The organism is Rathayibacter sp. PhB179 (assembly GCF_004345345.1).
In the GTDB taxonomy this organism is placed as follows: Bacteria; Actinomycetota; Actinomycetes; order Actinomycetales; family Microbacteriaceae; genus Rathayibacter; species Rathayibacter festucae.
Map to the genome: position 1 here is coordinate 114005 of NZ_SLVD01000011.1, position 25339 is coordinate 139343.

Here is a 25339-nt window from a genome sequence, read left to right on the forward strand (position 1 = left end):
GCCGGCCCTTTGGGTATTGGACCGTCATGAACCGTCCTGACAGGCTGACGGGACGGCTCCGACGAAGGTGATGCGATGACGATCTCCGATGCACGCGGCGAGACGACTCGCCGCCCGCCCGCCAAGGGCCCCTTCGACGGGCTCCTGATCGCCGACTTCGGCCGGGTGCTCGCCGGACCGTACGCCACGATGCTGCTCGCGGATCTGGGCGCCACGGTGATAAAGGTCGAGAGCGCTGCCGGGGACGAGACACGCAGCTGGACTCCGCCGCAGCGGGACGGGGAGTCGACCTACTACCTCTCGATCAACCGCAACAAGAACTCCATCGTCCTCGATCTCGCGGACCAGGACGACCTCCGCGTTGCGCGACGGCTGGCCGAGCGCGCCGACGTGGTGACCGAGAACTTCAAGCCCGGCGGGATGAAGCGCTTCGGCCTCGACTACGCCTCCGTCTCGGCGACGAACCCCGCCGTCGTGTACGCCTCGATCACGGGGTTCGGCACCGCCGGCGGCGCCGGCCTGCCGGGCTACGACCTGCTCGTGCAGGCGATGTCCGGAATGATGACGCTGACCGGACCTGAGGACGGTGAGGGCTACCGCTCCGGCGTCGCCGTGTTCGACGTCATCACCGGGCTGCACACGGCGATCGGCATCGTCACCGCGCTTTACCATCGCGAGCGCACCGGCGAGGGGCAGCACGTCGAGCTGAATCTGCTCTCCTCGGCGCTCTCCGGCCTGGTGAACCAGACCGGGGGCTACCTGCTGAGCGGGAAGGTCCCCACACGCCTCGGCAACGACCACCCGAGCATCTATCCCTACGCCCCGTTCCCGACCGCCGACGGCGAGCTGGTGCTGACCATCGGCAATGACGCCCAGTTCGGCGCGCTGTGCGACGCTCTCGGCCTCGCCGGCGTCGCCGCCGACCCGCGCTTCTGCTCGAACGCGCTGCGCAGCGCCCATCGGAGCGAGCTGCGTCCCTTGCTGGTGGCTCGGCTCGCCGGAGCGACCGCGCAGGAGTGGTTCGAGCGGCTGTCCGCCTTGCGGCTCCCCTGTGCTCCGGTGCTCGACGTCGCCGGAGGGATCGCCTTCGCCGAGAGCATCGGCCTGGATCCCGTCGTGACCGCCGGGACCGGTGAGCGAGCCATGCCGGGAATCCGCCACCCCATCACCTTCTCGCGGACTCCCGCCGACTACCGCCTGGGCCCGCCGGCGCTCGGGCAGGACGGCGACAGCATCCGCGCCTGGCTCGAAGGAACCGACGAGCTCGACCCCCAGACGATGACCGAGGAAGGTCAGCCCGCATGAGCACCGATCCCCTGCGTCCTGTCGACGTGGACTTCTACGCCCTCGACGACTACCTCGACGACGACGACCGTGCCGTCGTCGCCAAGGTGCGCGGCTTCGTCCAGCAGCACGTCCTCCCGAACATCAACGAGGCCTGGGAGCGGGCCGACTTCCCGTGGCAGATCCTGCCCGCCTTCGCCGATCTCGGGATCGCCGGCACCGCCATCCAGGGCTACGGGTGCCCGGGCCTGACCCGGCTGCAGACCGGGCTGGTCGCCATGGAGCTCTCCCGTGGCGACGGCAGCGTCAACACGCTCAACGCCGTGCAGTCCGGACTCGCCATGGGCAGCATCGCGCTGCTCGGCAGTGAGGAGCAGAAGCAGCGCTGGCTGCCCGACCTCGCCGCAGTGCGAAAGCTCGGAGCCTTCGCGCTCACAGAACCGGAGCACGGCTCCGATTCCGTCGCGCTCGAGACCTCGGCGCGCCGGGACGGCGACCACTACGTCATCAACGGAGCCAAGCGCTGGATCGGGCTCGGCCACATCGCCGACGTCGTGATCCTCTGGGCCCGCGACGTCTCCGACTCGAAGGTCAAGGCCTTCGTCCTCGAGAAGAACGCCGACGGCAGCTACCCCGAGGGCTACGACGCGCGGGCGATCGAGGGCAAGATCGCGAAGCGCGCCATCCAGCAGGCGCACATCGAGATCGTCGACGTCCGCATCCCCGTCGCGAACCGGCTCGAGAAGTCGACCTCGTTCCGCGACGTCGGCTCCATCCTGAACCGCACCCGCAGCACTGTGGCCTGGGAGTCCCTCGGCCACGCGACGGCCGCGTACGAGATTGCGGCCCGCTACGTGCACGAGCGCGTGCAGTTCGGCAAGCCGATCGCCAGCTTCCAGCTTGTGCAGAACTCGCTCGCGAACATGCTCGCCGACCTCACGGCGATGCAGCTGATGTGCTTCCGGACCGGCGTGCTGCAGGACCAGGGCCGTCTCTCCAACGAGCAGGCCTCGCTCTCGAAGATGTTCACCGGGCAGAAGGCGCGCCAGCTCTGCCGCGACGCGCGCGATCTGCTCGGCGGCAACGGGCTCCTGCTCGAGAACCACGTCGCACGCCATCTCACCGACATGGAGGTCGTGCACACCTACGAGGGCACCGACTTCATCCAGTCCCTGATCATCGGCCGCGAGATCACCGGGATCTCGGCGTTCTCCTGAGCGCTACTCCAGGACCCGCGGGTCCACCACCTCATCCGCACAACTCGAAGGAGAGCACACCATGACTCGTCAGAGCAACGGCAAGGTCGCCCTGGTCACCGGAGCCGGACAGGGGATCGGCGAGGCCATCGCGCAGCGCCTCCACGCCGACGGCTTCGGCGTCGCGCTCGCGGACATCGACACCTCGAAGACCGACCGCGTCGCCGAGGCCCTCGGCGGCCGCGACGCCGGGGCGATCAGCCTCCACATCGACGTGGCCGACCGGCAGAGCGTGCACGACGCCGTCGCCGCAGCGACGCGGGAGCTCGGCGGCTTCGACGTCATCGTGAACAACGCCGGCATCGCTCCGCTGTCCGCGATCGAGGACATCACGCCGGAGTCGGTCGAGCGGCTGTTCTCGATCAACGTCAACGGAGTGATCTGGGGCGTTCAGGCGGCCGCGGCGGCGTTCCGCGAGCTCGGCCACGGCGGCAAGATCATCGCTGCCGCCTCGCAGGCCGGGCACGTCGGCAACCCGGGCATCGCCCTGTACTCCGCGACCAAGTTCGCCGTCCGCGGGTTCACGCAGTCGGCCGCTCGCGACCTCGCGAAGCACGGCATCACCGTGAACACCTACGCGCCCGGCATCGTGCGCACGCCGATGATGGAGGCTGTCGCGAAGGACACCGCCGACGCCGCAGGCAAGCCCGAGGCGTGGGGCTGGGAGCAGTTCACCTCGGGGATCACCCTCGATCGCATCTCGGAGCCGAGCGACATCGCGAACGTCGTGTCGTTCCTGGCCGGCCCCGACTCCGACTACATCACCGGGCAGTCGATCCTGGTCGACGGCGGCATGGTCTTCAACTGATGCACGGCGAGACGGCGAGCGGGCGGGCGCGATGGAGACGCTGAGGATCGACGACGGCGGCGACCGGCTCCGCGTGGCGCTGCACCGCCCCGCCGTCCGCAACGCCATCGACGAGGTGATGGCGTCCGAGCTCCACGAGGTGTGCGCCGACCTCGAGGAGAAGCCGCGGATCCTCATCCTGACCGGATCGAGCACTCCGGAGAAAGGCGTCTTCGCCAGCGGCGCCGACATCGGCACGCTGCTCGGTCGAGGGCGGGACCAGGCGCTCCGCGGCTTCAACGCGCGGCTCTTCTCGCGGATCGCCGCACTGCCGATGCCCGTCATCGCCGCCGTGGACGGCTACGCCCTCGGTGGAGGCGCGGAACTGGCGTACGCGGCCGACATCCGGGTCGCTTCCGACCGCGCCGTCTTCGGCAACCCCGAGACGGGCCTCGGCATCATCGCCGCGGCGGGCGGGACCTGGCGGCTGCCTCGCCTGGTGGGCGAGCCCCTCGCGAAGGAGATGCTCCTCGCGGGGCGCCGGCTCTCGGCTCAGGAGGCGCTGGACGTGCACCTGGTCGCATCGGTGCATCCTCCCGAGGAACTCGCCGCCGCGGCCGAGCGGGTCGCCGACGGCGTCGCCGCTCAGGATCCGCTGGCGGTCCAGCTCGCCAAGCGACTGCTCGACGCACCGGCCGGCACGCATCCACTGGTCGACGACCTCGCGCAGGCGATCCTGTTCGAGTCCGAGGCCAAGCGGGAGCGCATGACCCGCTTCCTCGACCGTTCCAGCACCCCTGAGAACCCCAGCACCCCTGAGAGGGAGAACCGATGAGCGGCAGCTTCGTCTACGACGCCGTGCGCACCCCGTTCGGACGTGCGGGCGGCGCCCTCTCGGGCGTCAGGCCCGACGACCTCGCGGCGGTGGTCATGCGAGCGATCGTGGAGCGGACCGGAACCGACCCCGCTCGCATCGGCGACGTGATCTTCGGCGACGCCAATCAGGCCGGCGAGGACAACCGCAACGTCGCCCGCTTCGGCGCCCTGCTGGCGGGCTTCCCCACCTCGGTGACCGGAGTGACGGTCAACCGGCTCTGCGCCTCGTCCCTGGAAGCCGTCTTCCAGGGCTCGCGGGCCATCGAGAGCGGCGACGCCGACCTCGTCCTGGCCGGCGGCGTGGAGTCGATGAGCCGGGCCCCGTGGGTCGTCGAGAAATCGGCCAAGCCCTACCCCGCAGTGGGCAACCAGACCCTCTGGAACACCGCGATCGGCTGGCGGATGACGAACCCGCGCCTCCCCTCCGCGTGGACGATCTCGAACGGCGAGTCCGCAGAGAAGATCGCCCGGGAGTGGGGCGTCTCCCGCGAGGACCAGGACGCCTTCGCCGTGCGCAGCCACGAGCGGGCCGCCGCGGCCTGGCGCGAGGGGTCCATCGCCGCCGAGATCGTGCAGGTGCCCGGAGCGCAGCTCGACCGCGACGAGGGGATCCGGGCCGGCTCCACCATCGAGAAGCTGGCCGGTCTCACGCCGCTCTTCGACGCCGCGGGATCCGTGACGGCGGGCAACTCCTCCTCGATCAACGACGGCGCCTCCGCCGTGCTCCTCGGAGCCGAGGGAGCACTCGACATCGAGCCGCTCGCCCGCATCACGGGGCGGGGCTGGCACGGTGTCGATCCCGACGTCTTCCCGATCGCGCCCATCGAGGCCGCGAACAAGGCTCTCGCCCGCGCCGGGCGGACCTGGGCCGACGTCGACCTCGTCGAGCTCAACGAGGCGTTCGCCTCTCAGTCCCTCGCCTGCCTCCGCGGCTGGCCGGAGCTCGACCCCGAGAAGCTGAACATCCACGGCGGCGCCCTCGCCATCGGTCATCCCCTCGGCGCGTCGGGCGGACGCGTCGTGGCCCATGCCGCCCAGGAGCTGAAGCGGCGCGGCGGCGGGGTCGCGGTCGCCGCCCTGTGCATCGGGGTCGGCCAGGGGCTGGCGGTCGTGCTCGAGCGCTGACCGGTCGAGGTGGATGCCGCTCACCCTCCGGTCGGGAGCACCGGACGGATCCGCGTGAGCACCGTCCCCCGGAGCACTGCCGCCAGCGCGGCGGCCGTGCAGAGGACAGCGACGAGAGCGAGAGTCGTTCCCCAGCCGGTCGCCGCGTAAGCGAGACCGCCCAGCCAGCCGAACAGGCTCGTGCCTCCGAGCCAGGCGATCTGGTAGAGCGCCGTGCTCTGCGGCCGACCGACCCGGGCGGAGCGCCCGCTGAGGCCGCCCGCGAGGGGATGCGTAGTGAAGCAGCCGAGCGTGAAAAGGACGAGTCCGGCGACCATGAGCACGAGGGAGTCCGACGCCATCATCGGGAGCGAGACCAGCATGCCGGCGCTGCCCGCGACCATCGCACGGGCGGTTCCCTCTCTCCGGGCCAGGGCGCCCGAGCGCTGCGCCGCGAAGGACCCCGCGAGGTAGACGATGAACAGGAGGCTGGCGGCCCAGGCCGGCAGGCCGATGTCCGGCTCCTGCACGCGGTAGCCGAAGACGTTGTAGACGGCCCCGAAGGCCCCCATGAGCAGGAAGCCCTGGAGGTAGAGCGCCAGCATGGACGGATCGCGGAGATTGGCGAGGAGAGCGTGCCCCGTCCCGTGCGGCGGCTCCGCCGGCCGGTGATCGGCGAGTCGCCGCGAGAGGACGAGGAGCGCCACGACCGCCACCGCAGCCGTTCCCGCGCTCGTCCAGAAGGCGGCGCGCCAGCCTCCGACGTCGGCGACCGCCCCCGACGCGAGGCGGCCGACGATCCCCCCGAGCGTGTTCCCGGCGACGAACGTGCCCGCGACGTGTGCCGCCCACCTTCCGTCGACCCGCTCGGCGATGGAGGCCATGCCGACCGCCGGTGCGGCGCCGAGCGCCAGGCCTTCGACGAACCGGACCGCGACCACGCTCGGCAGATCCGGGAGGAAGGGGACGGCCAGCGCGAGCAAAAGGGCGAGGAGGAGGGAGATCCGGATCGTCCGCAGTCGGCCGAGGCGATTCGAGAGGCCGGCCCAGCCGAGGACGCCGGCGGCGACCCCGAGCGTGGTCGCGGAGACCGTCATCGAGGCGGCGTCCGCATCGACGGCGAGCTGCTGGGAGAGCGCGGGCAGGAAGGCCTGGGGCGCGAACAGGAGGGCGAAGGTGGCGAAGCCTGCGAGGAAGAGCGTCCAGACGAAGACGGACCAGCCCGGCGCACCGGGTGCGAGTAGTCCCTCGGCCGATTCCTCCTCGCGCTGAGGGACCCGCTCCGCGGAAGGACGGGAGCGGATCGAGCGGGAACGGCGCTCAGGCACGAGAGATCAGAGCAGCGCGGACAGCGGGCAGCACCTCGGTGGCGAGCAGCTCGATCGACGCCAGCGTGTCGCGCTGGGAGAGGCCGCCGAGGCCGACCTGGGCGAGGAAACGGGTGTGTCCGAGGATCTCGTGCTCCCAGAGGATCTTGTCGATGATCTCCGCAGGGCTGCCGGCGAAGAGGGCACCGCGGGGGCTCGCCCAAATATCGAAGGACGGGCGGTCGAGGTACCCGACCCGCGGCATGTTCTGCCCGATGTACGACGAGTAGTGGGGGAAGAACGTGCTCCGGGCGCCCTGCGAGGTCGGCTCGGCGTAGAAGTGCGAGGTCACTCCGATGCGGCCGGGCGGCAGCCCCGCCTCCTCCGCGGCGCGCTCGTGCAGTCGGGCCAGCGCGGAGAACCGCTCCGGGTCGCCGAGGATCGCGAAGTACAGCGGAAGCCCCCGCGTCGCCGCGCGGACGACGGACTCCGGTGTGCCGCCGACGGCGATCCACACGGGAAGCTCGTCCTGCAGGGGGCGCGGCCAGATCCCGGCATCGCGCAAAGGCGGCCTGGTCGTCCCCGCCCACGTGAGGGGATTCTGTGCGCGGAGCTGCAGGAGGAGATCGAGCCGGTCCTCGAAGTACTCGTCGTACCGATCGAGCGATTGGCCGAAGAGGGGAAACGACTCGACATAGGCTCCGCGGCCGGCGGTGATCTCCGCGCGGCCGCCGCTGAGCTGGTCGAGCTGAGCGAAGTCCTCGAAGACCCGGACGGGATCCGAGCTGGAGAGGACGGTGACCGTGCTCGTCAGCCGGATCCGACTGGTCTGCGCGGCCACCGCGGCCAGCATCAGCTGCGGCGAGGCGACGGCGAAGTCCTCGCGATGGTGCTCGCCGACGCCGAAGAGGTCGAGTCCTGCTTCGTCAGCGACGCGAGCCCATTCGAGGATGTCCTGCATCCGCCGGGAGGGGTCGATCGGCTTCCCCGCCCGGTCCTTCGTCAACTCCCCGAAGGTGAAGACCCCGATCTCGAACGTGCTCGCGGCGCTCATCCGGCGGGGACTGCTGCAGGGCCGAGCTCAGCGGTGAGGAAGGTGCGCACATCGGCGATCTCGCGAGCATCGATGCTGTGGGCGAGGCCCGGGTAGATCCGCTCGACGAGGGTGCTGTGCCTCGGGAGGAACGCGGCGGTGCGGTCGACGGCGGGTCCCGTGATCACGCGATCGTCGGATCCTCTCCCCCAGAAGACGGCCGGCTGGACATCGGTCAGCACGTCGTCGCCCGGCTGCCTCGCACCCAGGACGAAGCCGCCGAGGATCACCGGAGCGAGCACTCGCGCGGGACGCGTGCGCAGCATCTGGCTGGCCATCAGCCCGCCCTGGGAGAACCCGATCGGCACGATCATCGTGCTCGGATCGACGTTCGCGTCGATCCAGGACCAGATCGCATCCGTCGCGTCGACGACGGGCGCCTCGGCTGGGTCACCGGGGGTGGTGATGGCGAACCACGCGGCTCCGCCGTTGCCGAGCTCGATCGGCGCCCGGAGCGAGACCCAGGGCAGGGTCGTGCCGAGAGCGGAGACGAGACCGGGAAGGTCGCGCTCGTTCGAGCCGTAGCCGTGCAGAAGCACGACTGCCGCCGGCCCGGAGAGGGTCTGGTTCGCCGTGCCGGGCCTGCGCTCGGCCTGGAGGATGGAGAGAGTCATCGGGCGAGCAGCTCCTCGGTGCTGATGTCGGACAGGGCGACGGTGATCCGCGTGCCCCAGGGGTCCTGGACGACGACGGAGCGTCCGTCGGAGTCGAAGGGGATCGAGTGACCCCGCAGCCTGCTCTGCAGCGCCTCCAGATCCGCGGAGCCTGCGGCGGTCACGGCGACGTCTCCGAGCCCGAGACTCGCCGCACGCGGCCCCGCTCCCCCGCTGTTCCACACGTTCATCGCGACGTGATGGTGGTAGCCGCCGGCCGACGCGAAGAGTGCTCCGGTGTACCCGCTCTGCGTCGTCTCGAAGCCGAGGGCATCGACATAGAACGCCTTCGCCGTCGCGAGATCGCCGACCTGCAGGTGGACGTGACCGACCCGTCCCGGCAGGGAGGGGCCTGCGTCGACGGCCGCCTGGGTCAGGTGCTTCCGGAGGTACTCGTTCGGGTCGAGGAAGCTGGTCGTGATGCGGATCTCTCCCGCGTCACGGGCCCACAGCGACCGGTCGCGGTCCGTGTACAGCTCGACGCCGTTCCCCTCCGGGTCGGTGAAGTAGAACGCCTCGCTGACGTGGTGGTCGCTGGACCCGATGAAGCGGTTGTTCGGCAGCTGCGCGGAGCGGTAGACGGTCGCCGCGAGGCTCGGAGCGTCCTCGAAGAGGAAGGCCGTGTGGAACAGGCCGGCCTGCCGCGCGTCGACACCGGGGAGATCCGGGGTGTGGACGAGCTTTACCAGCGGCGTGCCGGCGCGGCCGAGGACCCGGTGGACCTCCCGGCCGCGCCCGGCCTCCTCCAGCGCCTCCATGGCGAAGGCCTGCGAGTAGTAGGAGGACATCGTCTCGAGATCCCCGACCCGGAGGGTCACCGCGCCCATCGACGTGTCGGCGGAGAGGAGGTCGTCACTCGCGGTGGTCATGGTCCTGCGCTTTCTGAGGGGAACGGGATGCTGTCGCCGCCGGTCGGCAGTCAGCGGGGGTGTTGGACTGTGGGACGACGGGTCAGGAGACGACGCCGAAGCCGCCGGTCCAGCTGATCTTCTCGCCGGCGGCGAGGGTGAGCTGGAGGAAGCCGAGCGCCTCGAGCTCGTGCGCGCGCGAGAGCGCGCCGGCGTCGATCGCCCGCACGCCACCCGCGGTGACGAGGTCGATCAGGGCGGCCTTGGCGTCGGCGTCGTCACCGGCGACGAGCACCGTGGTGTCCACGGGGCCGACCTTCGTGGCGGCCAGAGTTCCGGCGAAGGTGGTGTTGAACGCCTTGAGCACCTTCGAGGCGGGCAGGGCCTGCGCGAGCTCGGCCGCGGCGGAGCTCCCGGCGGGAACGACGAGGGAGTCGAAGGTCTCGAAGTCGAGCGGGTTGGTGATGTCGACGACGGTTCGGCCCTCGAGCTGGTCGGCGTACTTCTCGGCGATCGAGGCGAGGGCCGGGTACGGCACGGCGAGGACGACGATGTCGCCGGTGATCGTGGCGTCGTCGGCGGAGCCGACGTGCTGGACGGACGCGCCTGCGGCGGTGACGACGCCGGCGATGGCGGTTCCCATGTTCCCGGTTCCGAAGATGGTGACGGTGCTCATGTGCTGCTCCTTCTCGACCGCGAGGGTCATTGGTTGCTGGTACAACCAATCTACGACAAAGATGTTGTAGGTGCAACCTTTGGGTAGGATCAAGACATGACCTCACCGCGATGGCTGACCGACGAGGAACGAGCGATGTGGGTGACGTTCTCCGCGGTCCTCGAACTGCTTCCCGCTGCGCTCGACTCGCAGCTGACTCAGGACGCCGGACTGACCCACTTCGACTACTTCGCCCTGGCCATGTTGTCCGAAGCGCCCGACCGCGTTCTGCGCGCTTCAGCGCTGGCCGCTCGGACGAACGCGACCCTCCCCCGGTTGTCGAAGGTGATCAGCAGACTCGAGGAGCGCGGCCTCGTGCGCCGCTACCCGTGCCCGGAAGACCGGCGCGCGACCAACGTCGCCCTGACGGACGAGGGCTGGCGGAAGGTCGTTGCGACGGCTCCCGGGCACGTGGAGAACGTGCGGAGAACGGTCCTCGACGCACTGACTCCCGAGCAGAGGGACCGGCTGACGGAGATCTCCGCAGCGCTCCTGACCGGGCTGGACCCGACCGGGAAGATGCTCGCGTCCGTCCCGCGAGGGGGGTGAACCGGGCTTCTACTCGATCGAGGTCTGCGCGAGCCAGTCGCGAGCGATGGTCGCGGCCGGCACCTGCTCGTCGACGCTTCGCGAGTTCAGATCGAGGAGTCCCTCAGGGGTGAGCGCGGCGCTGATCGCGTCGATGATCGACGCGGCGTCCGCATCGACCTTGTCGCTGGCGACCGGGACGACGTGGGAGGAGAGCAGGAGGCCGGCGGGGTCGGCGAGCTGGACGAGGTCGTCGCCGGCGACGATCGGCGAGGCGGTATAGAGCACGGCGAGGTCGATCACACCGTCCTGGAGAGCCTGGACGGTGACAGGTCCGCCGCCGTCCTCGATGACCGTGTACTCCACGTCCACCCCGTAGGTCTCCTGGAGACCGCTCGGGCCGATTGGACGGATCTCCCCCTCGGCGGGCCCGCCGAGGGTGACGGGAGCGGGCGCGGAGGCGAGGTCAGCGACGGAGGTGATGCCGTACTCCTCGGAGAACGCCCGCGTCACGACGTAGGTGTCCTGATCGGTCGCGCTGGACGCGTCGAGCACGCGGAGGCCGTCGGGGGTCACCGCCGCGAGAGCCGGGTAGACCTCGTCCTCGAGCCGCGCGGTGGTCTCCGGGTCCCAGTAGGTGAGGAGCGGGCCCGTGTACTCGGGGAAGAGGTCGATCGACCCGTCCTCGATCTCGGCGACGTAGACCTCGCGCTGCCCGATCCGGAACTGGCGGTCGACGGTGTAGTCGGCGGCTTCGAGGGCTTGGGCGTAGATCTCGGCGATGATCTCGTTCGAGTAGTAGTCCTGCGATCCGATGACGAGCGTGTCGCCCGCGGAAACGGCGGCGCTCGGATCGGCGAGCGGATCGGCGCTGGAGCCGCAGCCACTGAGAGCGAGCAGTGACGCCGTTGCGGCGGCGGCGAGAGTGATGAGACGAGCGGGTCGGCGCATGGCGGGTCCTCCGTGGTGGCGGGTGGCGGGCGGGTCAGCGCGTCGTGACGACGAGCTTCCCGGTGACGGCGCCCGACTCCATGTCGCGGTGCGCCTCGGCGATGTCCTCGAGGGAGTAGACCGCGCCGATCGGCACGGACGCCGAGCCCGTCTGCAGCGCGTCGACGAACTCCTGCAGTGCCGACGCCGGCAGATCGCTCGCCTCGCCGGAGTAGGCGGTGAGCCGGACGCCGTTGGGGATGAAGTCCATCGGGTACCAGTCCGGCACGGTCCAGACGTCCGAGAGCATCCCGGTGAAGGAGACGGTTCCGTGCACGCGGGTCGCCCGCAGGGTGTCGCGGAGGGTGTTCGTGCCGACGAGCTCCACGGCGCCGTCGACGCCGCCGGGGGACGCGGCCCGCACGGCGTCGGCGATCTCACCGGTGTCGAGGAAGACGCGGTCCACCCCGACGCTCTCGAGCACGGCGGTCTTCGCGGCGGAGCGGGTGGTCGAGTAGACGGTCATGCCGCGCTGCTTGGCCAGGACAGCGAGGGCCAGCCCGATCGAGGAGGTTCCACCGCGGATCAGGATCGTGTCGCCGGGCCGTGCATCGATGCCGGTGGTGAGGGAGCCGTAGGCGGTCTGCAGCATCTCCGGGATCGCGCCGAGCGTCGCCCAGTCGAGAGTGCTGGTGAAGGGAACGACGCTGCTAGCGGGGACGAGGGTGTACTCGGCGTAGCCGCCGTCGACGGTGCGCCCCATCCCGCCCATGAGCGCGGCGACCTGCTGCCCCGGAGCGAACTCACCTCCGGGAGCGTCGACCACGGTGCCGGCCGCCTCGATCCCCGGGACGCGCGGGATCGAGCCGAACGAGCCCATGCCGCGGCGGAAGTGCAGCTCGGAGCGGTTCAGGCCGAACGCCTCGACGCGGATCAGCACCTGGCCCGCTACAGCCACGGGGATCGGCACCTCTCGCACCTGGAGGACCTCGGGCCCGCCGAACCGCTCGAGCACGACGGCGCGCATAGTGGCGGTCATCGCGTCGCCTCCGCGGTTGCAGCGGTGGTCGCCAGGAGTCCGGCGACGACGGCGAGGGCGGCGACCCCGCCCACCCCGAGGACGCTCTCGAGTGCGGAGTCGATTGCCGGTGCCGTCACCTGCAGCGCGGCGCGGCCGGTCTCCGTGATCACGACCAATGACCCTCGGCGATCAGTCGGGTGCGGCGCCCGTGCGACGAGTCCATCGGACTCGAGCCGGTCGGTCAGCCGACTGGCGGCTCCGACCGTGATGAGCAGCTCGTCGGAGATGTCCTGGACGCGCGTCGATCCCTCGGAGGCGGCCAGCTCGAGAATGCGGTGGCGACCGAGCGAGACCGCGCCCTCGACAAGTCGGAGACGCCGCTCGACCTCGTTCCACACCTGGGTCTCGAAGCGCACGAGCGCCTTGAAGTCGTCAGAGATCGATGCCATGGCATGAAGGTAGCACCGAAGTACGTGCCATGTAATGGATAGCGGTTGATCGAGAGGTGCGAGTTCCGTCATCGCGCGGACGACGAGGGCGCGACGACGCCCACACCAAGAGGGGCCCTCCATCGGAGCGGCCCCTCGTGTGCGCTGGTCAGGAGCGCAGTGCCGCCACGACGCTCGCCGTGTCGGTGACGGTGGCGATGTTGGTGAGAGCGAAGTTCAGGGCCGCGTCCTGCCACTCCGGGCTGAGGCTGGACGTCGCGTCCGAGACGATCGTCACGTCGTAGCCGTGGTCCGCGGCGTCCCGCACCGTGTGCTCGACAGCCATGTTCGTCCACGCCCCCACGACGATCAGGTGGGTGATGCCGAGGTTGCGCAGCATCACGTCCAGCGGGGTGCCGTGGAACGCGCTCATGCGGATGCGGTCGAGGACGATCTCCTGCCCGACCGGTGCGAGCTCGTCGACGATGGCCGCTCCCCAGGAGCCGACCGCGAAGGACTCGGGACCGAGCATGCGGAAGATCGGTGCGTTCTCGCCGCCGACCGCCGCCGGGTACACCACGATCCGGTTGTGGAGCACGACGGTCCCCGCAGTGCGGGCGGCGGCGAGGATCTCGGCGACGTGAGCGACGACGTCCTGAGAGGCGGCGTGCGCGGCGGCGCCCGACGAGGCGAACGCTCCCTCCGCGTGGACGGTGTCGTTCTGCATGTCGACGACGACGACGGCCGTCGTGCTCGGGAAGGTCGGGGGGTTCTGCACGGGTTCGTCTCCTGAGTCGTCGGGGCGGCTCGTGGCCGCTCCGAGCATGAGTGTTGTGTAAGAAGATTACACGTCATAGACCTGGCACGGCGGGGGCCGGTACCGCCCGCCGCCCCCGCCGCCCCCCCCCGCCACGCGGCCGCTCCGCCGCGTCCCGCCCGCTCAGGTGACCGAGCTCTCCAGCACCTCGGCTTCGGGCTGCGCGGCCCGCGCCAGGCCGAACGCTCCGAGCAGGCGCGCGGTGTCGGCCATCTGCTCGTTCCAGACCGCTCGGACGATGTCGATGCGGTCGTCTGCCTCCTGGAGCTCCGCCAGGTACTCCTCGAGACCGGCACCCCGGGGGCCGGCCTGCTCGTGCAGCTCGATCATGCGCAGCGCGAGCTTCGTCTGCTCCCCGTACACCGGGATCTGCGGGCCGCGCGGAGCGGCGAGGCCGATGTAGTAGAGCTTCTCGAGTCCGACGGGGACGACGCCGCCGCCGTAGCGCAGCGGTGTTCCTCCACGACGAGCGATGAGGCTCTCGTCGAGGAACGGCAGGCTCGCGTGGAACCCGGTCGCCCAGAGGATCGTGTCGTACTCGCGGGAGGTGCCGTCGCTGAAGTGCACGGTGCCGCCGTCGAAGCGGGTGATGCCCGGGACGACTCGGACCCTGCCGTGCTGGAGCCAGTAGAGGAGCAGGCTGTTCACCACCGTCCGGCCCTCGGCGAGGGTCTTGGCCTTCGGCTGGGGCAGGCCGGGGTAGGCGTCCCACTCCCCCAGGCTGACGCGGGCGAGCAGCCTCGAGATCAGGTCCTGCTCCTCGGGCGCGAAGCCCGCCATCCAGGCGACCTCCTGGCGGGGCACTCCGAAGTAGCTCTTGGGCTGGAAGTAAGTGCCCTGACGGATGACGATGTCGACGTCGTAGCGGTGCTGGGCCGCGTCGACGGCGAGGTCGCAGCCGGAGTTGCCGGCGCCGACCACGAGCACACGGTCGCCGGAGATGTCGCCCGTGTTGCGGTACGACCCGGAGTGGATCTGGGTGCCGGTGAAGACGCCGGGCACGGCCGGGATCTTCTGATCCCACAGGTGGCCGTTCGCGACCAGGACCCCGTCGTACGAGTGCACCTCGCCGTTCTCGAGGGTCACGGTCCAGCCCGCGGAACCGAGCGGCCCCTCCGTCTCGATCGGCCGGACGGACGCGACCGGGGTCTCGAAGCGGATGACGTCGCCGAGGCCGTGGGCTTCGGCGTACGACTCGAGGTAGGCGCGGACCTGGTCGCGGCGGGGGAAGTGCGGGTAGTCGGCCGGCATCGGGAAGTCTTCGAAGTGCGTCATGTCGCGGGAGGTGATCAGATGCAGGGCGTCGTAGTCGGTGTTCCAGTGACCGCCGACGCGGTCGGTCTTCTCGTAGCAGTCGACGTCGTAGCCGGCGGCGCGGAGCTTCTGGAGGGCCGAGAGGCCGGCGGCGCCGGCGCCGATCACGCAGTAGCGGGACATGGAGGAGTTCCTTTCGAAGGAGGGTCGGAGGAGTGGATCAGGCGTGGCCGCGAGCGAGCCGGCGCTCGACGAGCATCGACAGCCAGGTCGCCGGAACGGCGATCGCCACGTAGATCAGGCCGGTGAGGGCGTAGGTGCCGAGGTACTCGAAGGTGGTGTTCGACACCTGGTAGGACTGGCTCATCAGCTCGTTCACCGAGATCGAGTACGCGAGGGACGTGCCCTGGAAGGACTGGATCGCCAGCCCCATCAGCGCCGGCACGGCGGAGCGCATGCCCTGCGGCAGCACCACGCGGGTGAAGGTGGTCATCGCGCTCAGCCCGAGCGCGGCGGACGCCTCCCGCTGCGAGAGGGGGACGGACTGCAGGCCCGCCCGGATGGTCTCGGACGAGTACGCGGCGACGGTGAAGGTGAGTGCGCAGGCCGCTGCGGTGAAGCTCTCGAGCAGGACGCCGATCGAGGGCAGCCCGTAGTAGGCGATGTAGAGGACGACCAGGGCGGGGATGCCCCTGCCGATCTCGATCAGGACGATCGTGGGCCAGCGCAGCCACGGCCGCAGCGAGGCCGCGCCGAGGGCGAAGAGGAGTCCGACGAGGTACCCGCCGACGACGGAGAGCGCGGTCAGCTGCAGGCTGACGACGAGGCCGTCGAGCAGCCTCGGGAGGTGGACGGCGAGATCCATCAGTACGACCTCCTGAGGCGCGTGTCGAGCCGGCGGGCGAGGATCGCGAGCGGGATGCTGACGGCGAGATAGACGGCGGCAGCGAGGAAGAACGGGGAGAGTCCCGCGGTGTCGGGGTTCTGGCGGGCGACGGTCGTCGCGGCGAAGACGACCTCGGCGACCCCGATCGTGGAGGCGATCGACGAGTCCTTCACCAGCGCGAGCAGGTAGGAGGTGAGGGACGGGAGGGCCGTGCGGATCGCCTGGGGAGCGAGCACGCGCACGAAGGTCGTGCCGCGTCCGAGGCCGAGCGCTTGCGCGGCCTCCCCCTGACCTCTGGGCAGGGTCTGGAACGCACCGCGATAGATCTCGGCCAGGTAGGCGGCCGAGATGATCCCGAGTCCGACGATCGCGGCGCTGAGCGAGTCGAAGCGCAGCGTGCCGAGCGAGACGCCGAAGTAGAGCAGGAAGAGCCAGACGATGGTCGGCACGCCCCGGATCAGGTCGACCAGCAGCCGGGTGGCGAGCCGCAGCGGCACGATCCGCGACCGCAGGCCGAGCATGATCGGCACGCCCAGGAGGAGGCCGATCGCGAACGCCGCGGCGGTGACCAGGAGCGTCAGCGGCAGCCCGGCCAGCACGGCGAGGAGCAGCTCCATCAGCGGTCCAGCACGGCGCTGAGGAAGCGGCGGGTGCGCTCCTCCCGCGGGTCGGCCATCACGGCCTCCGGAGCGCCCTCCTCGATGATGCGGCCCTCGGCCATCACGACGAGGTGGTCGCCCACGTCGCGCGCGAACTGCATCTCGTGGGTGACGACGATCATCGTCATCCCGGTGTCGGCGAGCTCGCGCATCACCGCCAGCACCTCGACGCCGACCTCCGGGTCGAGTGCGCTGGTCGGCTCGTCGAAGAGCATCGCCTTCGGATCGAGCGCGAGCGCGCGCACGATCGCGATCCGCTGCTGCTGCCCTCCCGAGCACTTGCCGGGGTGCTGGTGCGCCTTGTCCTTCAGCCCCACACGCTCGAGGAGGGTCAGCGCGCGCGCCTCCGCCTCCTCGCGGCTGCGGCCGAGGATCTTCTCCTGCGGGAAGGCGATGTTGCGCAGCACGGTGAAGTGCGGGAAGAGGTTGAACGACTGGAACACCATGCCGACCTGGCGGCGCAGCGCGAGCAGGTCGCGCTCGGAGACCTTGCCGCCCGCCTCGACCGACTTGGAGCCGACCGCGATCGTGCCAGCGTCGGGGATCTCGAGCAGGTTGACGCAGCGCAGCAGCGTGCTCTTGCCCGAGCCCGAGGGCCCGATCAGCGCGGTCACGCTGCCGGGCGCGACGGTCATCGAGATGTCGTCGAGCACGAGGTGCTGGCCGAAGCTCTTCGAGATGCCGGTGAGCCGGACACCGGCGAGCGGCAGGTCGTTCGGCCTGGTGAGCAGGGGGACGTCCATGGGGACTCCTCGGGTCGGGTGGGAGCGGGTGGGGCGCTGGGACGACCCAGCGCCCGAGGGGTCTAGCGGAGGGAGGTCGCGGCGACGTCCGCCGGGATGAGGAGGGACTCGTCGAGGTCGTAGTCCGCCAGGAAGCCGGCGAGCGTGCCGTCCTCGCGGTACTGGTCGATCAGCGCGCTGAACGCGTCGGAGAGCGCGGTGTTCTCCTTGGCGATCGGGAACGCCGCGACGGGCGCGCTGGTGGTGATCGCGACCCGGTCGTCGGGCTGGGCCACCTCGACCTGGAAGTCGGTGTCCTTGTAGGCGTACTTCGCGACGCCGTAGCCGTCGAGGGCGGCCTGGATCCGTCCGCTCTGCAGGTCCTGCTTCATCTCGACGGTGCCGGGGTAGTTGGAGAAGCTGCTGCCGAGGATCGCGCTCATGTCCGCCTCCCAGGAGAACCCGGCGCCGCTGCCGACAGCGCCGATCCCCTCCAGGCCCTCGACGGTGTCGATGCCGTCCTTCGAGATGATCGCCATGGAGTCGTAGTAGGTCGGGCTGGTGAAGCCGACCTGCTCGGCGCGGGCTTCGGTGACGTACCAGCCGCCGGTGATCATGTCGGTCTTCTTCTGCTCGCTGATCATCGGAATGCCGTTGGCGTAGGTGATCGGGACGTAGGCGAGGTCGAGGCACTCGGCCGCGGCGAGCTTCTCGACGATCTCGATCTCGAGGCCGGAGGCGCTGCTGCCGGAGGTCTGGGTGTACGGCGGGTTCTCCGGGACGCCGACGGTGAGGGTCCCGGGCGTGTGGGTGGTGAGTCCGGAGTCGGCGGGAGTGCAGTCGTCGGCGACGGTGGTGGCGGCGGTGGACGCGGAGCAGCCCACCAGGGCGAGAGCGGCCGCGCCGGCGAGCGCGGTGGTGGCGGCGAGGCGGCGGGTCAGATTCGAGCGGAGCATGGTCGGGTCCGTTTCTTGGTGCTGTCGGGTGCGGTGGGGTGGACGTGCAGGCGGGACGTGCAGGCGGAGGTCGCGGGAAGGGCGGTGCGGTCAGACCGCGGTGAGTCCGCCGTCGATGGGCCAGACGGCGCCCGTGACGAAGGACGCCGCGTCGGAGAGGAGGAAGGCGATGAGCGGTGAGATCTCGTCGGCGTGCGCGCGGCGGCCGAGCGGGGCGGAGCTGCTGCTGCCGCCGGCCGGCTCGTCGTCGTTCATCGGGGTGGCGACCCCGCCCGGGCAGATCGCGTTGACCCGGACGAGCGGCGCGTACTCGGCCGCCGCGACGCGGGTGAGCCCGAGGAGGGCGGCCTTCGAGGAGCTGTACGCGCCGTAGCCGGCCGAGCCCGCGAGAGCGGCGGTGGACGAGACGGTGACGATCGATCCGCCGGAGCCCATCAGCGGCGCGAGGTGCTTGATGCCGAGGAACGGGCCGGTCGTGTTGATCCGGTGGTGGAGCTCCCAGCTCGCGAGGGTGGTCTCGCCGAGAGCGGAGTGGCGGAGGACCCCCGCGTTGTTCACCAGTCCGGCGACCGGGCCCAGCTCGGCCGCCAGGGCTGCCCAGGCGCTCTCGTCCGACACGTCGAGGTGGCGGTAGATCGCGTCGCCGCCCTGGTCCCGGATCGAGCCGGCGGTGGCGTCACCCGCCTCGTCGAGGACGTCCGTCAGGACGACGCGGCGGCCGAGCCCGGCGAGGTGGCGGGCATGCGCCGCGCCCTGCCCGCGGGCGGCGCCGGTGATCACGATCGTCATCAGCGCATCACGTCTCCGCCGGAGAGCACGAGCGTCTCCCCCGTCAGGAACGCCGCGTGATCGCCCTGCGAGAGCAGCCACACCCACTCCGCGATCTCCTCCGGCTGGGCGACACGACCGAGCGGGATCGAGGAGGCGGCCGCCTCCATCCGACCGGTGGCCGCGTTGCCCGGGGTGGCGACCCAGCCCGGGGCGATCCCGTTGACGCGGATGCCGGAGGGAGCGAGTTCGAGGGCGAGCTCCTTGGTCAGCATGACCACGGCCGCCTTCGACGCCCCGTAGAGCAGCTGCCCCGGCGACACGGTGAAGGCGTCGACGGAGGCGAAGTTGACGACCGACGCGTTCGCGGCCATCCGGGGGACCGACTCGGCGATCACGTTGAGGACGCCGAGGACGTTGATGTCGAAGATGCGCCGGTAGGTCTCCTCCGAGAAGTCGGCGAGCGTGGACGGCGGGTAGATCCCGGCGATGTTCGCGACGGCGTCGATCCGCTCACCGCCCGGGAGCGCCTCCTGCAGGGCCGCTCGGACGGCGTCGCGCGAGCGGACGTCGGCGACGGCGAAGATCAGCCGGCCCGGGCCGTCGACGTCCTCGTCGATCGGCGCGACGTCGAGGGCGACGACCGTCCAGCCCTCGCGGAGGAAGACGTCGGCGGTGCTGCGGCCCATGCCGCTTCCCGCGCCCGTGACGACGGCGACGCGATCTCTGCTGGTGCTCATTCTCGGCGGGCTCCTCGTCCTCGTGCGGCCGGTCTGGACGACCCGTCGCGGTGCAGGACCAGCAGACCAGCGGCATCGACCTAGGGCAATGCTGAATACGATGGGGCCACTCAAGGAGAAAACTAGAGAAAGGCCGTTCCGCGATGCCCTCCATGCCGACGCTGCGACAGCTCGACTACTTCGTCTGCGCCGCGCGCCTGGGCACCTTCGCCGCCGCAGCGAACGCTCGTCACATCGCCCAGCCGAGTCTCTCCGAGCAGATCGCCACCCTCGAGCGCACGCTCGACGTCGTCCTCTTCACCCGCACCTCGCGGAAGCTGCTCCTGACCGACTCGGGGAAGCAGCTGCTGCCTCTCGCCGAGCGCGTGCTGGCCGAGGCCGAGCGTTTCGTGGAGTCCGGCCGCGGCGTCCAGGCCCTGGAGGAGGGCACGGTCTCCTTCGGCACCTTCAACAGCGCCCACCTCTACCTGCTGACTGATCTGATCCGCGAGTTCCACGAGTTGCACCCCTCCGTGCGCATCCGCGTCGTCGGCCTGAACTCAGCCGAGGTCGCCGACGCCGTCCGCTCGGGCGAGCTGGAGGCCGGGATCGTGCAGCTGCCGGTCGACGACCGTGAACTCGACCTCACGCCGCCGGTCTTCACCGACTCCGTCGTCTACGTCTCCGTCGATCCCGGACGCACCAGCAGACCGGTCGGCATCCACGAGCTCGCCGACCGGCCGCTGATCCTCTCGGAGGCGCGCTGGTCGAAGGACGACCCCCTGCGCGTCTCCCTTCTCGCGCACGCGCAGCAGGCCGGAGTGACCCTCGATCCGATGATCGAGGTCGAGTTCCAGACGCACGCGCTCGAGCTCGCTGCCCAGGGAGTCGGGGACTCGCTCGTCTCTTATTTCGTCGGCCGGTCGCTCATCCAGTCACGCGGACTGCACTGGGCCCTGCTGGAGCCGCCGATCGTCGAGCACTACGCCTTCGTCACCCGCCGGAACGCCTCCATCTCCCCGGCCACCCGCGAGTTCATGCGGCTGGCTCTGAAGGTCATCCAGCAGGTGTCCGCACGCCAGGACGGACCGATGGCCCGCGCAGACCGTCGAGATCGGAGAGGTGGGCGCCGAGCAGATTCCTGACACGGACAGCATCAAGGCGATCTCGGTCGCCGAGGGCTCAGGCTTGCAAATCTGACGGGAACATTCCTGCTGGCGGTGCGGTGTAAGGAAGTATTTCGCCAGCCCGGTTCTCGTCTGTCGACGTCGCGAACGGGCCGCTGGGCGAGAGTAGGACTCGCATGTGGGGGTCGAGGTGGTTGATCCAGTACGCGCTCAGAGACCCGGCACTGGTCCGGATCTCTTCCCACATCCGCCAGAGAGCTTCGATGCGGGTCAGCGCCTCGACGCTGCTCCACCACTCGGCCGCCCACCGGTCGCCGGCGCTCTGGCCCTTGGCCGTGACGCGGCGCCGGTAGGAGGGCAGGAGGAACTTCCGGACCCACTCGTCGGCTGAACCGAAGTACGTCGGCGGCACCTCCTCCTCGTGTGGTTCCTCTGCTTCTGCGGTGCGCAGTCTGACGGGTGGGGCGGCCGGCGAGAAAGGATCTGCGTCGACGTCGAACACGTCCTCGTCGCTCATCACTCGCCCCGGAGCGCCGCATCGACGTCCGTCGACCGCTGCGCCTCTCGCGGCGGCATCGCCGTCACGAGGAGCGAGACTGGTGCGGGGTTCGCGGGTCCGCTGCTGGCGTCGTGCGCGGCGATGGAGGCGTTGATCGCGGCGACCTGCTCCTTCGGCCCGTTGTACCAGGGCACCGTGTCGATCAGGGCGGCGCGGGCGCCGGAGGAGAGCATGATCGCGCGGCCGCGGCCCATGCTGGTGAGGTCCGCGACTTCGAGGATCTTCTCTCGGCGCAGTGCCGAGGTGGTGGAGCGGACGCCCTTGTTGTAGCTGGCGGAGGTGGTCTCCTTGTCGTAGGTGCCGATCAGCTCGGAGAGGGTGCGCAGGAACTCGTCCTCTGCGACTCCGCCGGCGTACAGCTTCACGTTCGCGGCGGACCAGAGCTTGAGCATGCCTTCCTTGCCGAAGACGCCGACGCCCTGCGACCAGGACTGGAACACGGCCATGATCGGGATCCCGCGCGAGCCGTAGTGCGAGTACAGGTCGGGGAGGTCCTTCCACCGGCAGACGTTCGCGGCCTCATCGAGAACGGCGACGAGCGGCGTCGCGAGCCGGCCTCCGCGGGAGCGTGCGGCGTGTTCCTCTGCGGCCTCGATGGTCGCGGCGGTCAGGGCGGTGACGAGGGGTCCGGCGGTGCCGGCGCCTTCTTTGGACAGGGAGTACAGCGTCTGGGTCGACGTGACGAACGTCTCGGGGACGAACTGCGGGCGGGTGTCGTTCGGGCGGGCGTTCACCCAGTCGGCGGTCGCGGCGCTCTTCAAGCACACGGCCATGCCCTGCGCGGTCGAGTAGATCCCGTCGCGGGCCTTGTCGGCGGTGTTCATGATGCCGCGGACTGCTCGCGCGTTGGTCGGGTAGCCGTTGTCGTGTAGGAGCTCGACGGGGGTTTCGTCCTCGACGGAGGTCAGCCAGAGCAGCACGTCGCTGATCGGCCGGTTGCCGGCCGCGGCCGCGAGCAGCAGGTCGGACAGCAGCTCTTGGCCTTTGCCGTCGAAGTAGGCGTCGGTCTTCGCGTTCATCGCCCGGGTGCCGGAGGCGAAGTGCGTGGCGAGCTTGGCGGCCTTGGTGTCGTCGGTGACGTAGGAGAGGGGGTTCCACCACCAGGTCGCGTCTTCGAACGCGACGCGCTGCGGGTCGAAGACCCACACGTGGCCCTTGGCGGCGCGGACGTCCCTGGTTGCGTCGAGCACGTCGCGCTTGTTCGACGTCGTGACCACGGCGCCCGGGGCGGCCATGATCGCGGGGATGACGAGCGAGGTCGACTTGCCCACGCGAGGGCCGGCGATCAGCAGCATCATGTCCTCGAACGAGGCGTAGAGCATCTGCTTCCCCAGGTGCAGCCGACCCACCGGGACGCCAGGGTTCTCAGCGACACCGAGGCGGGCGGACTTCTTCAACGCCTCCTTGCGCATCATCGGCGCCAGATCGCGCGGCGTTGCCATGTATCGGGCGGCGTGGTCGACGCTCGAGCGGTTCTTGCGTCCGAGCGAGCGCATCCACACGAGCCAGAGGCCCACGAGGACGATGACGGCGACGGCGGCCGCGGCGATCATCGTTGCGGACGTCGACCACACCACTCGGCCGCGGAACAGGCCCGAGATGATTTCAAACGGGTCCGAGGGCAAGCCCTCGTTCACGCCGTCGAGCTTGGAACCGACCGCGACGGCCACCCAGACGATGCCGATCGCAGCGATCGCCGCGAGGGCTGCGCCGAGCATCAGGGCGTCGTTATTGGCCTTGCCAGGCTCGCGGCGGCGGTTGTTGGCGGTGGCGCTCATGCGGACTCCTCCGTGTAGATCGGGCCAACCCACCGCGGGGTGCAGTCGTCGGCGGGTGCTTGGTGCGAGGTCCCCCAGGAGAGGACCGCGAGGCCCCGCTCCACGAAGGAGACGGGAAGATCCGTCGTGTGGAAGCCGTGCTCCCCCGGAGCAGATCGCTGGCAGGTCCAGCGGTAGCCCTCGAACGCGACCGTCGATGGGCAGCTCACGCGATCACCCGGTCCCACTGGTCCCAGGCGACGAAGCCAGCCAGGAGCCCGACGCCGGTCCAGCAGAGGGTGAGCAGGAACCGGTCGCGGTCCGCCGTCCGCTGGCGGGCGCGGAGCGCGCTGATGATCGCGGCCCCGCCGGCGCCGGCCGCGACGCAGCTCGCGCCGAGAGCGACGAGGACGCTCACGGCAGGATCTCGACGTTCACGGGATCGGTGGGCAGTGGCTCCGCTGCGCGGCCGGCGCGGGAGGTCGCGTGCCAAAGCTTGTTGGTGTCGTTGACCTCCTTCTCTGCTGCGGTCAACTCGACGCGCACCGGGATACCGGGACGTCCGCCGACCTTGATCAGGAAGCGGCCGCGGCCGGGAGGCTCGGACTCGTGCCCGGACACGGGGTCCCAGGCGGGCGGGTCCTGCCAGGAGGTGAGCATCCCCTGTTCCGCGATCGACATCGGCACGGCCGAGGTCAGCAGCGGCATTTCCGCGCCGGGGAGGCCGCCGCAGATGACCATGCCGGAGCGTTCCACGAAGCCCTTCGCCTTCATCTGATCCTCCGAGGAGGCCAGTGCGAGGAGGTCGGACATGGTGTGGCTGATCATCGCTAGGCCCACGCCACGGGCGCGGTTGAGGCGGGTGAGCGCGTCGACGCGATCGACCATGCCCTTGCCCGCGCGCAGCGCCCGCCACAGCTCGTCCAGGATGACGAAGTAGTGCCGTTGCGGTTCGAGCTCCGCGTCCGCGAGGGCGGCCGCGACGTTCACGGTGCCGAAGCCGGCCGACCAACAGGCGAGGAGGATCGCGGCTTGCAGGTCGCCTTCGGAGTCGTCGATCGAGGACACGTCGTAGACGACGGGCCGGTCCCGGCGCATCGGCGTGGTCGTCTGCTTCGAGAACACCTCGCCCAGGCGTCCACCGGTGGTGAGGCCGATGAGCGACGCTTCGAGGTTCTCGGTGACGTCCTTGTACTTCTCGATGTTCCCGCGGTCCAAAGCGACCTGACGAACCTCGTCCGGCGCCTCCTGGATGACGCGCAGGAGGTCCGCGAGAACCGGGACGCCCTGGTGGTGCTCGTCCAGGTACTTCAGCGCCCGGTCGATGATCGTCTCTTCACGGTCACTCGGCGGCTGCGACCGGAGGATCGTCAGCAGCGCGGCGACCATCGTGTGCCGGCGGCCGTGGGCGTCCGCGAGGACCTGGTGCGCGAGGCGCTGCACCTTCGCGGCGTGCTTGCGCAGCCGGCCGACCTCCGCGATCATCGCCGCGGTGTCGTCGGAGACGCCGAGCGCGTCGACCTGGTGCGCGAGCTCGTCGGCCCGCTCGAGCGAGCGGTCTGCCTCGTCATGGAGGCGCTGCGCTGCCTCCGACGCCTCGCCGGGATCGAGGATGTTCAGGTAGCCGCGGCCACGGCCGAGAGGGATGACCTGCCCGTCGAGGGCTTCGATCAGATCCACGTAGTCCGGCTTGAGGTCGCCCAGCACGAGGGGGATCGTGCCGTACCCGGCGAGGCCGGCGGCCATGCGGCGGGTCAGCGAGGACTTCCCCAGGCCGGGCTTGCCGAGCACGAACATCGACGGGTTGCTGATGAGGTTCGCGCGCTGGAACCAGCTGATCGGGTCGCAGCAGACGGAGGCGCCGGTGGAGAGGTTCTTCCCCAGCGGCACCCCGATCATCGGCGTACCCGTCCCGACCGAGAACGGGTAGAGCCCGCACACCTGCACGGTCGTCCCGCGGAACTCGTCTGCGGCCGTGACGTTGACGGCTTCACCGCCGCCGCGGCCGAGCCATCCGCGGATGCTCGGGCGCAGAGGACGGCGCAGCGCCGTACCCTGGCTCTTCTTCTTCCCGCCGTGCGGGATCTCGACCTTCTTCCCTTCCCGGCGCCGGGTGCGCGGGGTGATGCGCTCTCTGGTGAGCGTCGGACGCTGAGCGACCGCCGCTACCAGGGCCGGAGCTTCGCCCCGCCCGCGCTCTGTCTGCCGCGAGGGTGTGGTCGTGTCGGTGCCGGGCTCTGCCGAGGACGACACGGCACCGGTGGGCAGGCCGTCGCCGGTCAGCT

27 protein-coding genes are annotated in these 25339 nt (G+C 70.4%); 7 read left to right on the forward strand and 20 right to left on the reverse strand.

Annotated elements, in window-relative coordinates:
- Window positions 1-75: 75 nt before the first annotated feature.
- The 5 genes from EDF43_RS19215 to EDF43_RS19235 all read left to right on the forward strand — a co-directional run bounded on the left by EDF43_RS19215 (window position 76) and on the right by EDF43_RS19235 (window position 5328).
- Window positions 76-1305 (forward strand): CoA transferase, encoded by a 1230-nt coding sequence (locus tag EDF43_RS19215; RefSeq protein ID WP_132438122.1) that lies wholly within the window; start codon window positions 76-78, stop codon window positions 1303-1305.
- Window positions 1302-2501 carry an acyl-CoA dehydrogenase family protein gene (locus tag EDF43_RS19220; RefSeq protein WP_132438121.1) on the forward strand — a complete coding sequence of 400 codons (1200 nt, stop codon included), beginning with the start codon at window positions 1302-1304 and terminating at the stop codon, window positions 2499-2501. The genes EDF43_RS19215 and EDF43_RS19220 overlap by 4 nt, the downstream gene beginning before the upstream one ends.
- A 61-nt stretch (window positions 2502-2562) precedes the next feature.
- The gene (locus tag EDF43_RS19225; protein ID WP_132438120.1) at window positions 2563-3348 is read left to right on the forward strand and encodes a (S)-acetoin forming diacetyl reductase; all 786 of its coding nucleotides are present in this window, start codon (window positions 2563-2565) and stop codon (window positions 3346-3348) included.
- A 31-nt stretch (window positions 3349-3379) separates the two neighbouring features.
- Complete coding sequence (locus EDF43_RS19230) at window positions 3380-4162, forward strand: enoyl-CoA hydratase/isomerase family protein (protein WP_132438119.1); 783 nt, start codon at window positions 3380-3382, stop codon at window positions 4160-4162.
- Window positions 4159-5328: a thiolase family protein gene (locus tag EDF43_RS19235; RefSeq protein WP_132438118.1), complete on the forward strand. Its 1170-nt coding sequence runs from the start codon at window positions 4159-4161 to the stop codon at window positions 5326-5328. Before EDF43_RS19230 ends, EDF43_RS19235 begins: the two co-directional genes overlap by 4 nt.
- A gap of 20 nt (window positions 5329-5348) precedes the next feature.
- Here the strand turns inward: EDF43_RS19235 and EDF43_RS19240 are convergent, their stop codons facing one another.
- From EDF43_RS19240 to EDF43_RS19260, 5 genes are all read right to left on the reverse strand, one after another.
- The gene (locus EDF43_RS19240; RefSeq protein WP_132438117.1) at window positions 5349-6635 is read right to left on the reverse strand and encodes an MFS transporter; all 1287 of its coding nucleotides are present in this window, start codon (window positions 6633-6635) and stop codon (window positions 5349-5351) included.
- The gene (locus EDF43_RS19245; RefSeq protein WP_132438116.1) at window positions 6628-7668 is read right to left on the reverse strand and encodes an LLM class flavin-dependent oxidoreductase; all 1041 of its coding nucleotides are present in this window, start codon (window positions 7666-7668) and stop codon (window positions 6628-6630) included. The genes EDF43_RS19240 and EDF43_RS19245 overlap by 8 nt, the downstream gene beginning before the upstream one ends.
- Window positions 7665-8321, reverse strand: coding sequence for a hypothetical protein (locus EDF43_RS19250; RefSeq protein ID WP_132438115.1), 657 nt, complete (start codon window positions 8319-8321; stop codon window positions 7665-7667). The genes EDF43_RS19245 and EDF43_RS19250 overlap by 4 nt, the downstream gene beginning before the upstream one ends.
- Window positions 8318-9229 carry a VOC family protein gene (locus EDF43_RS19255; protein ID WP_132438114.1) on the reverse strand — a complete coding sequence of 304 codons (912 nt, stop codon included), beginning with the start codon at window positions 9227-9229 and terminating at the stop codon, window positions 8318-8320. The genes EDF43_RS19250 and EDF43_RS19255 overlap by 4 nt, the downstream gene beginning before the upstream one ends.
- 82 nt (window positions 9230-9311) lie before the next feature.
- Complete coding sequence (locus tag EDF43_RS19260) at window positions 9312-9884, reverse strand: NADPH-dependent F420 reductase (protein ID WP_132438113.1); 573 nt, start codon at window positions 9882-9884, stop codon at window positions 9312-9314.
- Between the two features lie 96 nt (window positions 9885-9980).
- Between EDF43_RS19260 and EDF43_RS19265 the strand changes: the two genes are divergently transcribed.
- Window positions 9981-10472 carry a MarR family transcriptional regulator gene (locus EDF43_RS19265; protein WP_132438112.1) on the forward strand — a complete coding sequence of 164 codons (492 nt, stop codon included), beginning with the start codon at window positions 9981-9983 and terminating at the stop codon, window positions 10470-10472.
- Between the two features lie 9 nt (window positions 10473-10481).
- Here EDF43_RS19265 and EDF43_RS19270 read toward each other — a convergent pair whose 3' ends face one another.
- From EDF43_RS19270 to EDF43_RS19320, 11 genes are all read right to left on the reverse strand, one after another.
- On the reverse strand, window positions 10482-11402 hold the full coding sequence (locus EDF43_RS19270) for an ABC transporter substrate-binding protein (RefSeq protein WP_132438111.1): 921 nt from the start codon (window positions 11400-11402) through the stop codon (window positions 10482-10484).
- 34 nt (window positions 11403-11436) lie between these two features.
- Window positions 11437-12420 carry a zinc-binding alcohol dehydrogenase family protein gene (locus EDF43_RS19275; protein ID WP_132438110.1) on the reverse strand — a complete coding sequence of 328 codons (984 nt, stop codon included), beginning with the start codon at window positions 12418-12420 and terminating at the stop codon, window positions 11437-11439.
- Complete coding sequence (locus tag EDF43_RS19280) at window positions 12417-12851, reverse strand: MarR family transcriptional regulator (RefSeq protein WP_165909191.1); 435 nt, start codon at window positions 12849-12851, stop codon at window positions 12417-12419. The genes EDF43_RS19275 and EDF43_RS19280 overlap by 4 nt, the downstream gene beginning before the upstream one ends.
- A gap of 148 nt (window positions 12852-12999) precedes the next feature.
- Entirely contained in the window at window positions 13000-13608 is a 609-nt protein-coding gene (locus EDF43_RS19285; RefSeq protein WP_207901865.1) for a cysteine hydrolase, read from the reverse strand.
- Window positions 13609-13770: 162 nt separating this feature from the next.
- Entirely contained in the window at window positions 13771-15084 is a 1314-nt protein-coding gene (locus EDF43_RS19290) for an NAD(P)-binding domain-containing protein (RefSeq protein WP_132438107.1), read from the reverse strand.
- A gap of 37 nt (window positions 15085-15121) precedes the next feature.
- Window positions 15122-15766, reverse strand: a complete 645-nt coding sequence (locus tag EDF43_RS19295; protein WP_132438106.1) for an amino acid ABC transporter permease — start codon at window positions 15764-15766, stop codon at window positions 15122-15124.
- Window positions 15766-16404, reverse strand: coding sequence for an amino acid ABC transporter permease (locus EDF43_RS19300; RefSeq protein WP_132438105.1), 639 nt, complete (start codon window positions 16402-16404; stop codon window positions 15766-15768). The genes EDF43_RS19295 and EDF43_RS19300 overlap by 1 nt, the downstream gene beginning before the upstream one ends.
- The gene (locus EDF43_RS19305; RefSeq protein WP_132438104.1) at window positions 16404-17189 is read right to left on the reverse strand and encodes an amino acid ABC transporter ATP-binding protein; all 786 of its coding nucleotides are present in this window, start codon (window positions 17187-17189) and stop codon (window positions 16404-16406) included. Before EDF43_RS19305 ends, EDF43_RS19300 begins: the two co-directional genes overlap by 1 nt.
- 62 nt (window positions 17190-17251) lie before the next feature.
- The gene (locus EDF43_RS19310; protein WP_132438103.1) at window positions 17252-18124 is read right to left on the reverse strand and encodes a transporter substrate-binding domain-containing protein; all 873 of its coding nucleotides are present in this window, start codon (window positions 18122-18124) and stop codon (window positions 17252-17254) included.
- Between the two features lie 90 nt (window positions 18125-18214).
- On the reverse strand, window positions 18215-18913 hold the full coding sequence (locus EDF43_RS19315; RefSeq protein ID WP_132438102.1) for an SDR family oxidoreductase: 699 nt from the start codon (window positions 18911-18913) through the stop codon (window positions 18215-18217).
- Window positions 18913-19632 (reverse strand): SDR family oxidoreductase, encoded by a 720-nt coding sequence (locus tag EDF43_RS19320; RefSeq protein WP_132438101.1) that lies wholly within the window; start codon window positions 19630-19632, stop codon window positions 18913-18915. The genes EDF43_RS19315 and EDF43_RS19320 overlap by 1 nt, the downstream gene beginning before the upstream one ends.
- Window positions 19633-19784: 152 nt before the next feature.
- Between EDF43_RS19320 and EDF43_RS19325 the strand changes: the two genes are divergently transcribed.
- The gene (locus EDF43_RS19325; RefSeq protein ID WP_207901867.1) at window positions 19785-20756 is read left to right on the forward strand and encodes a LysR family transcriptional regulator; all 972 of its coding nucleotides are present in this window, start codon (window positions 19785-19787) and stop codon (window positions 20754-20756) included.
- Between the two features lie 37 nt (window positions 20757-20793).
- Here EDF43_RS19325 and EDF43_RS19330 read toward each other — a convergent pair whose 3' ends face one another.
- From EDF43_RS19330 to EDF43_RS22205, 4 genes are all read right to left on the reverse strand, one after another.
- Window positions 20794-21255: a DUF4913 domain-containing protein gene (locus tag EDF43_RS19330; protein WP_132438099.1), complete on the reverse strand. Its 462-nt coding sequence runs from the start codon at window positions 21253-21255 to the stop codon at window positions 20794-20796.
- A complete protein-coding gene (locus EDF43_RS19335) occupies window positions 21255-23075 on the reverse strand; it encodes a TraM recognition domain-containing protein (protein WP_132438098.1) in 1821 nt (606 codons plus the stop codon). The genes EDF43_RS19330 and EDF43_RS19335 overlap by 1 nt, the downstream gene beginning before the upstream one ends.
- A 205-nt stretch (window positions 23076-23280) precedes the next feature.
- On the reverse strand, window positions 23281-23472 hold the full coding sequence (locus tag EDF43_RS19340; RefSeq protein WP_132438097.1) for a hypothetical protein: 192 nt from the start codon (window positions 23470-23472) through the stop codon (window positions 23281-23283).
- Window positions 23469-25076 (reverse strand): ATP/GTP-binding protein, encoded by a 1608-nt coding sequence (locus EDF43_RS22205; RefSeq protein WP_207901880.1) that lies wholly within the window; start codon window positions 25074-25076, stop codon window positions 23469-23471. The genes EDF43_RS19340 and EDF43_RS22205 overlap by 4 nt, the downstream gene beginning before the upstream one ends.
- Window positions 25077-25339 lie beyond the last annotated feature (263 nt).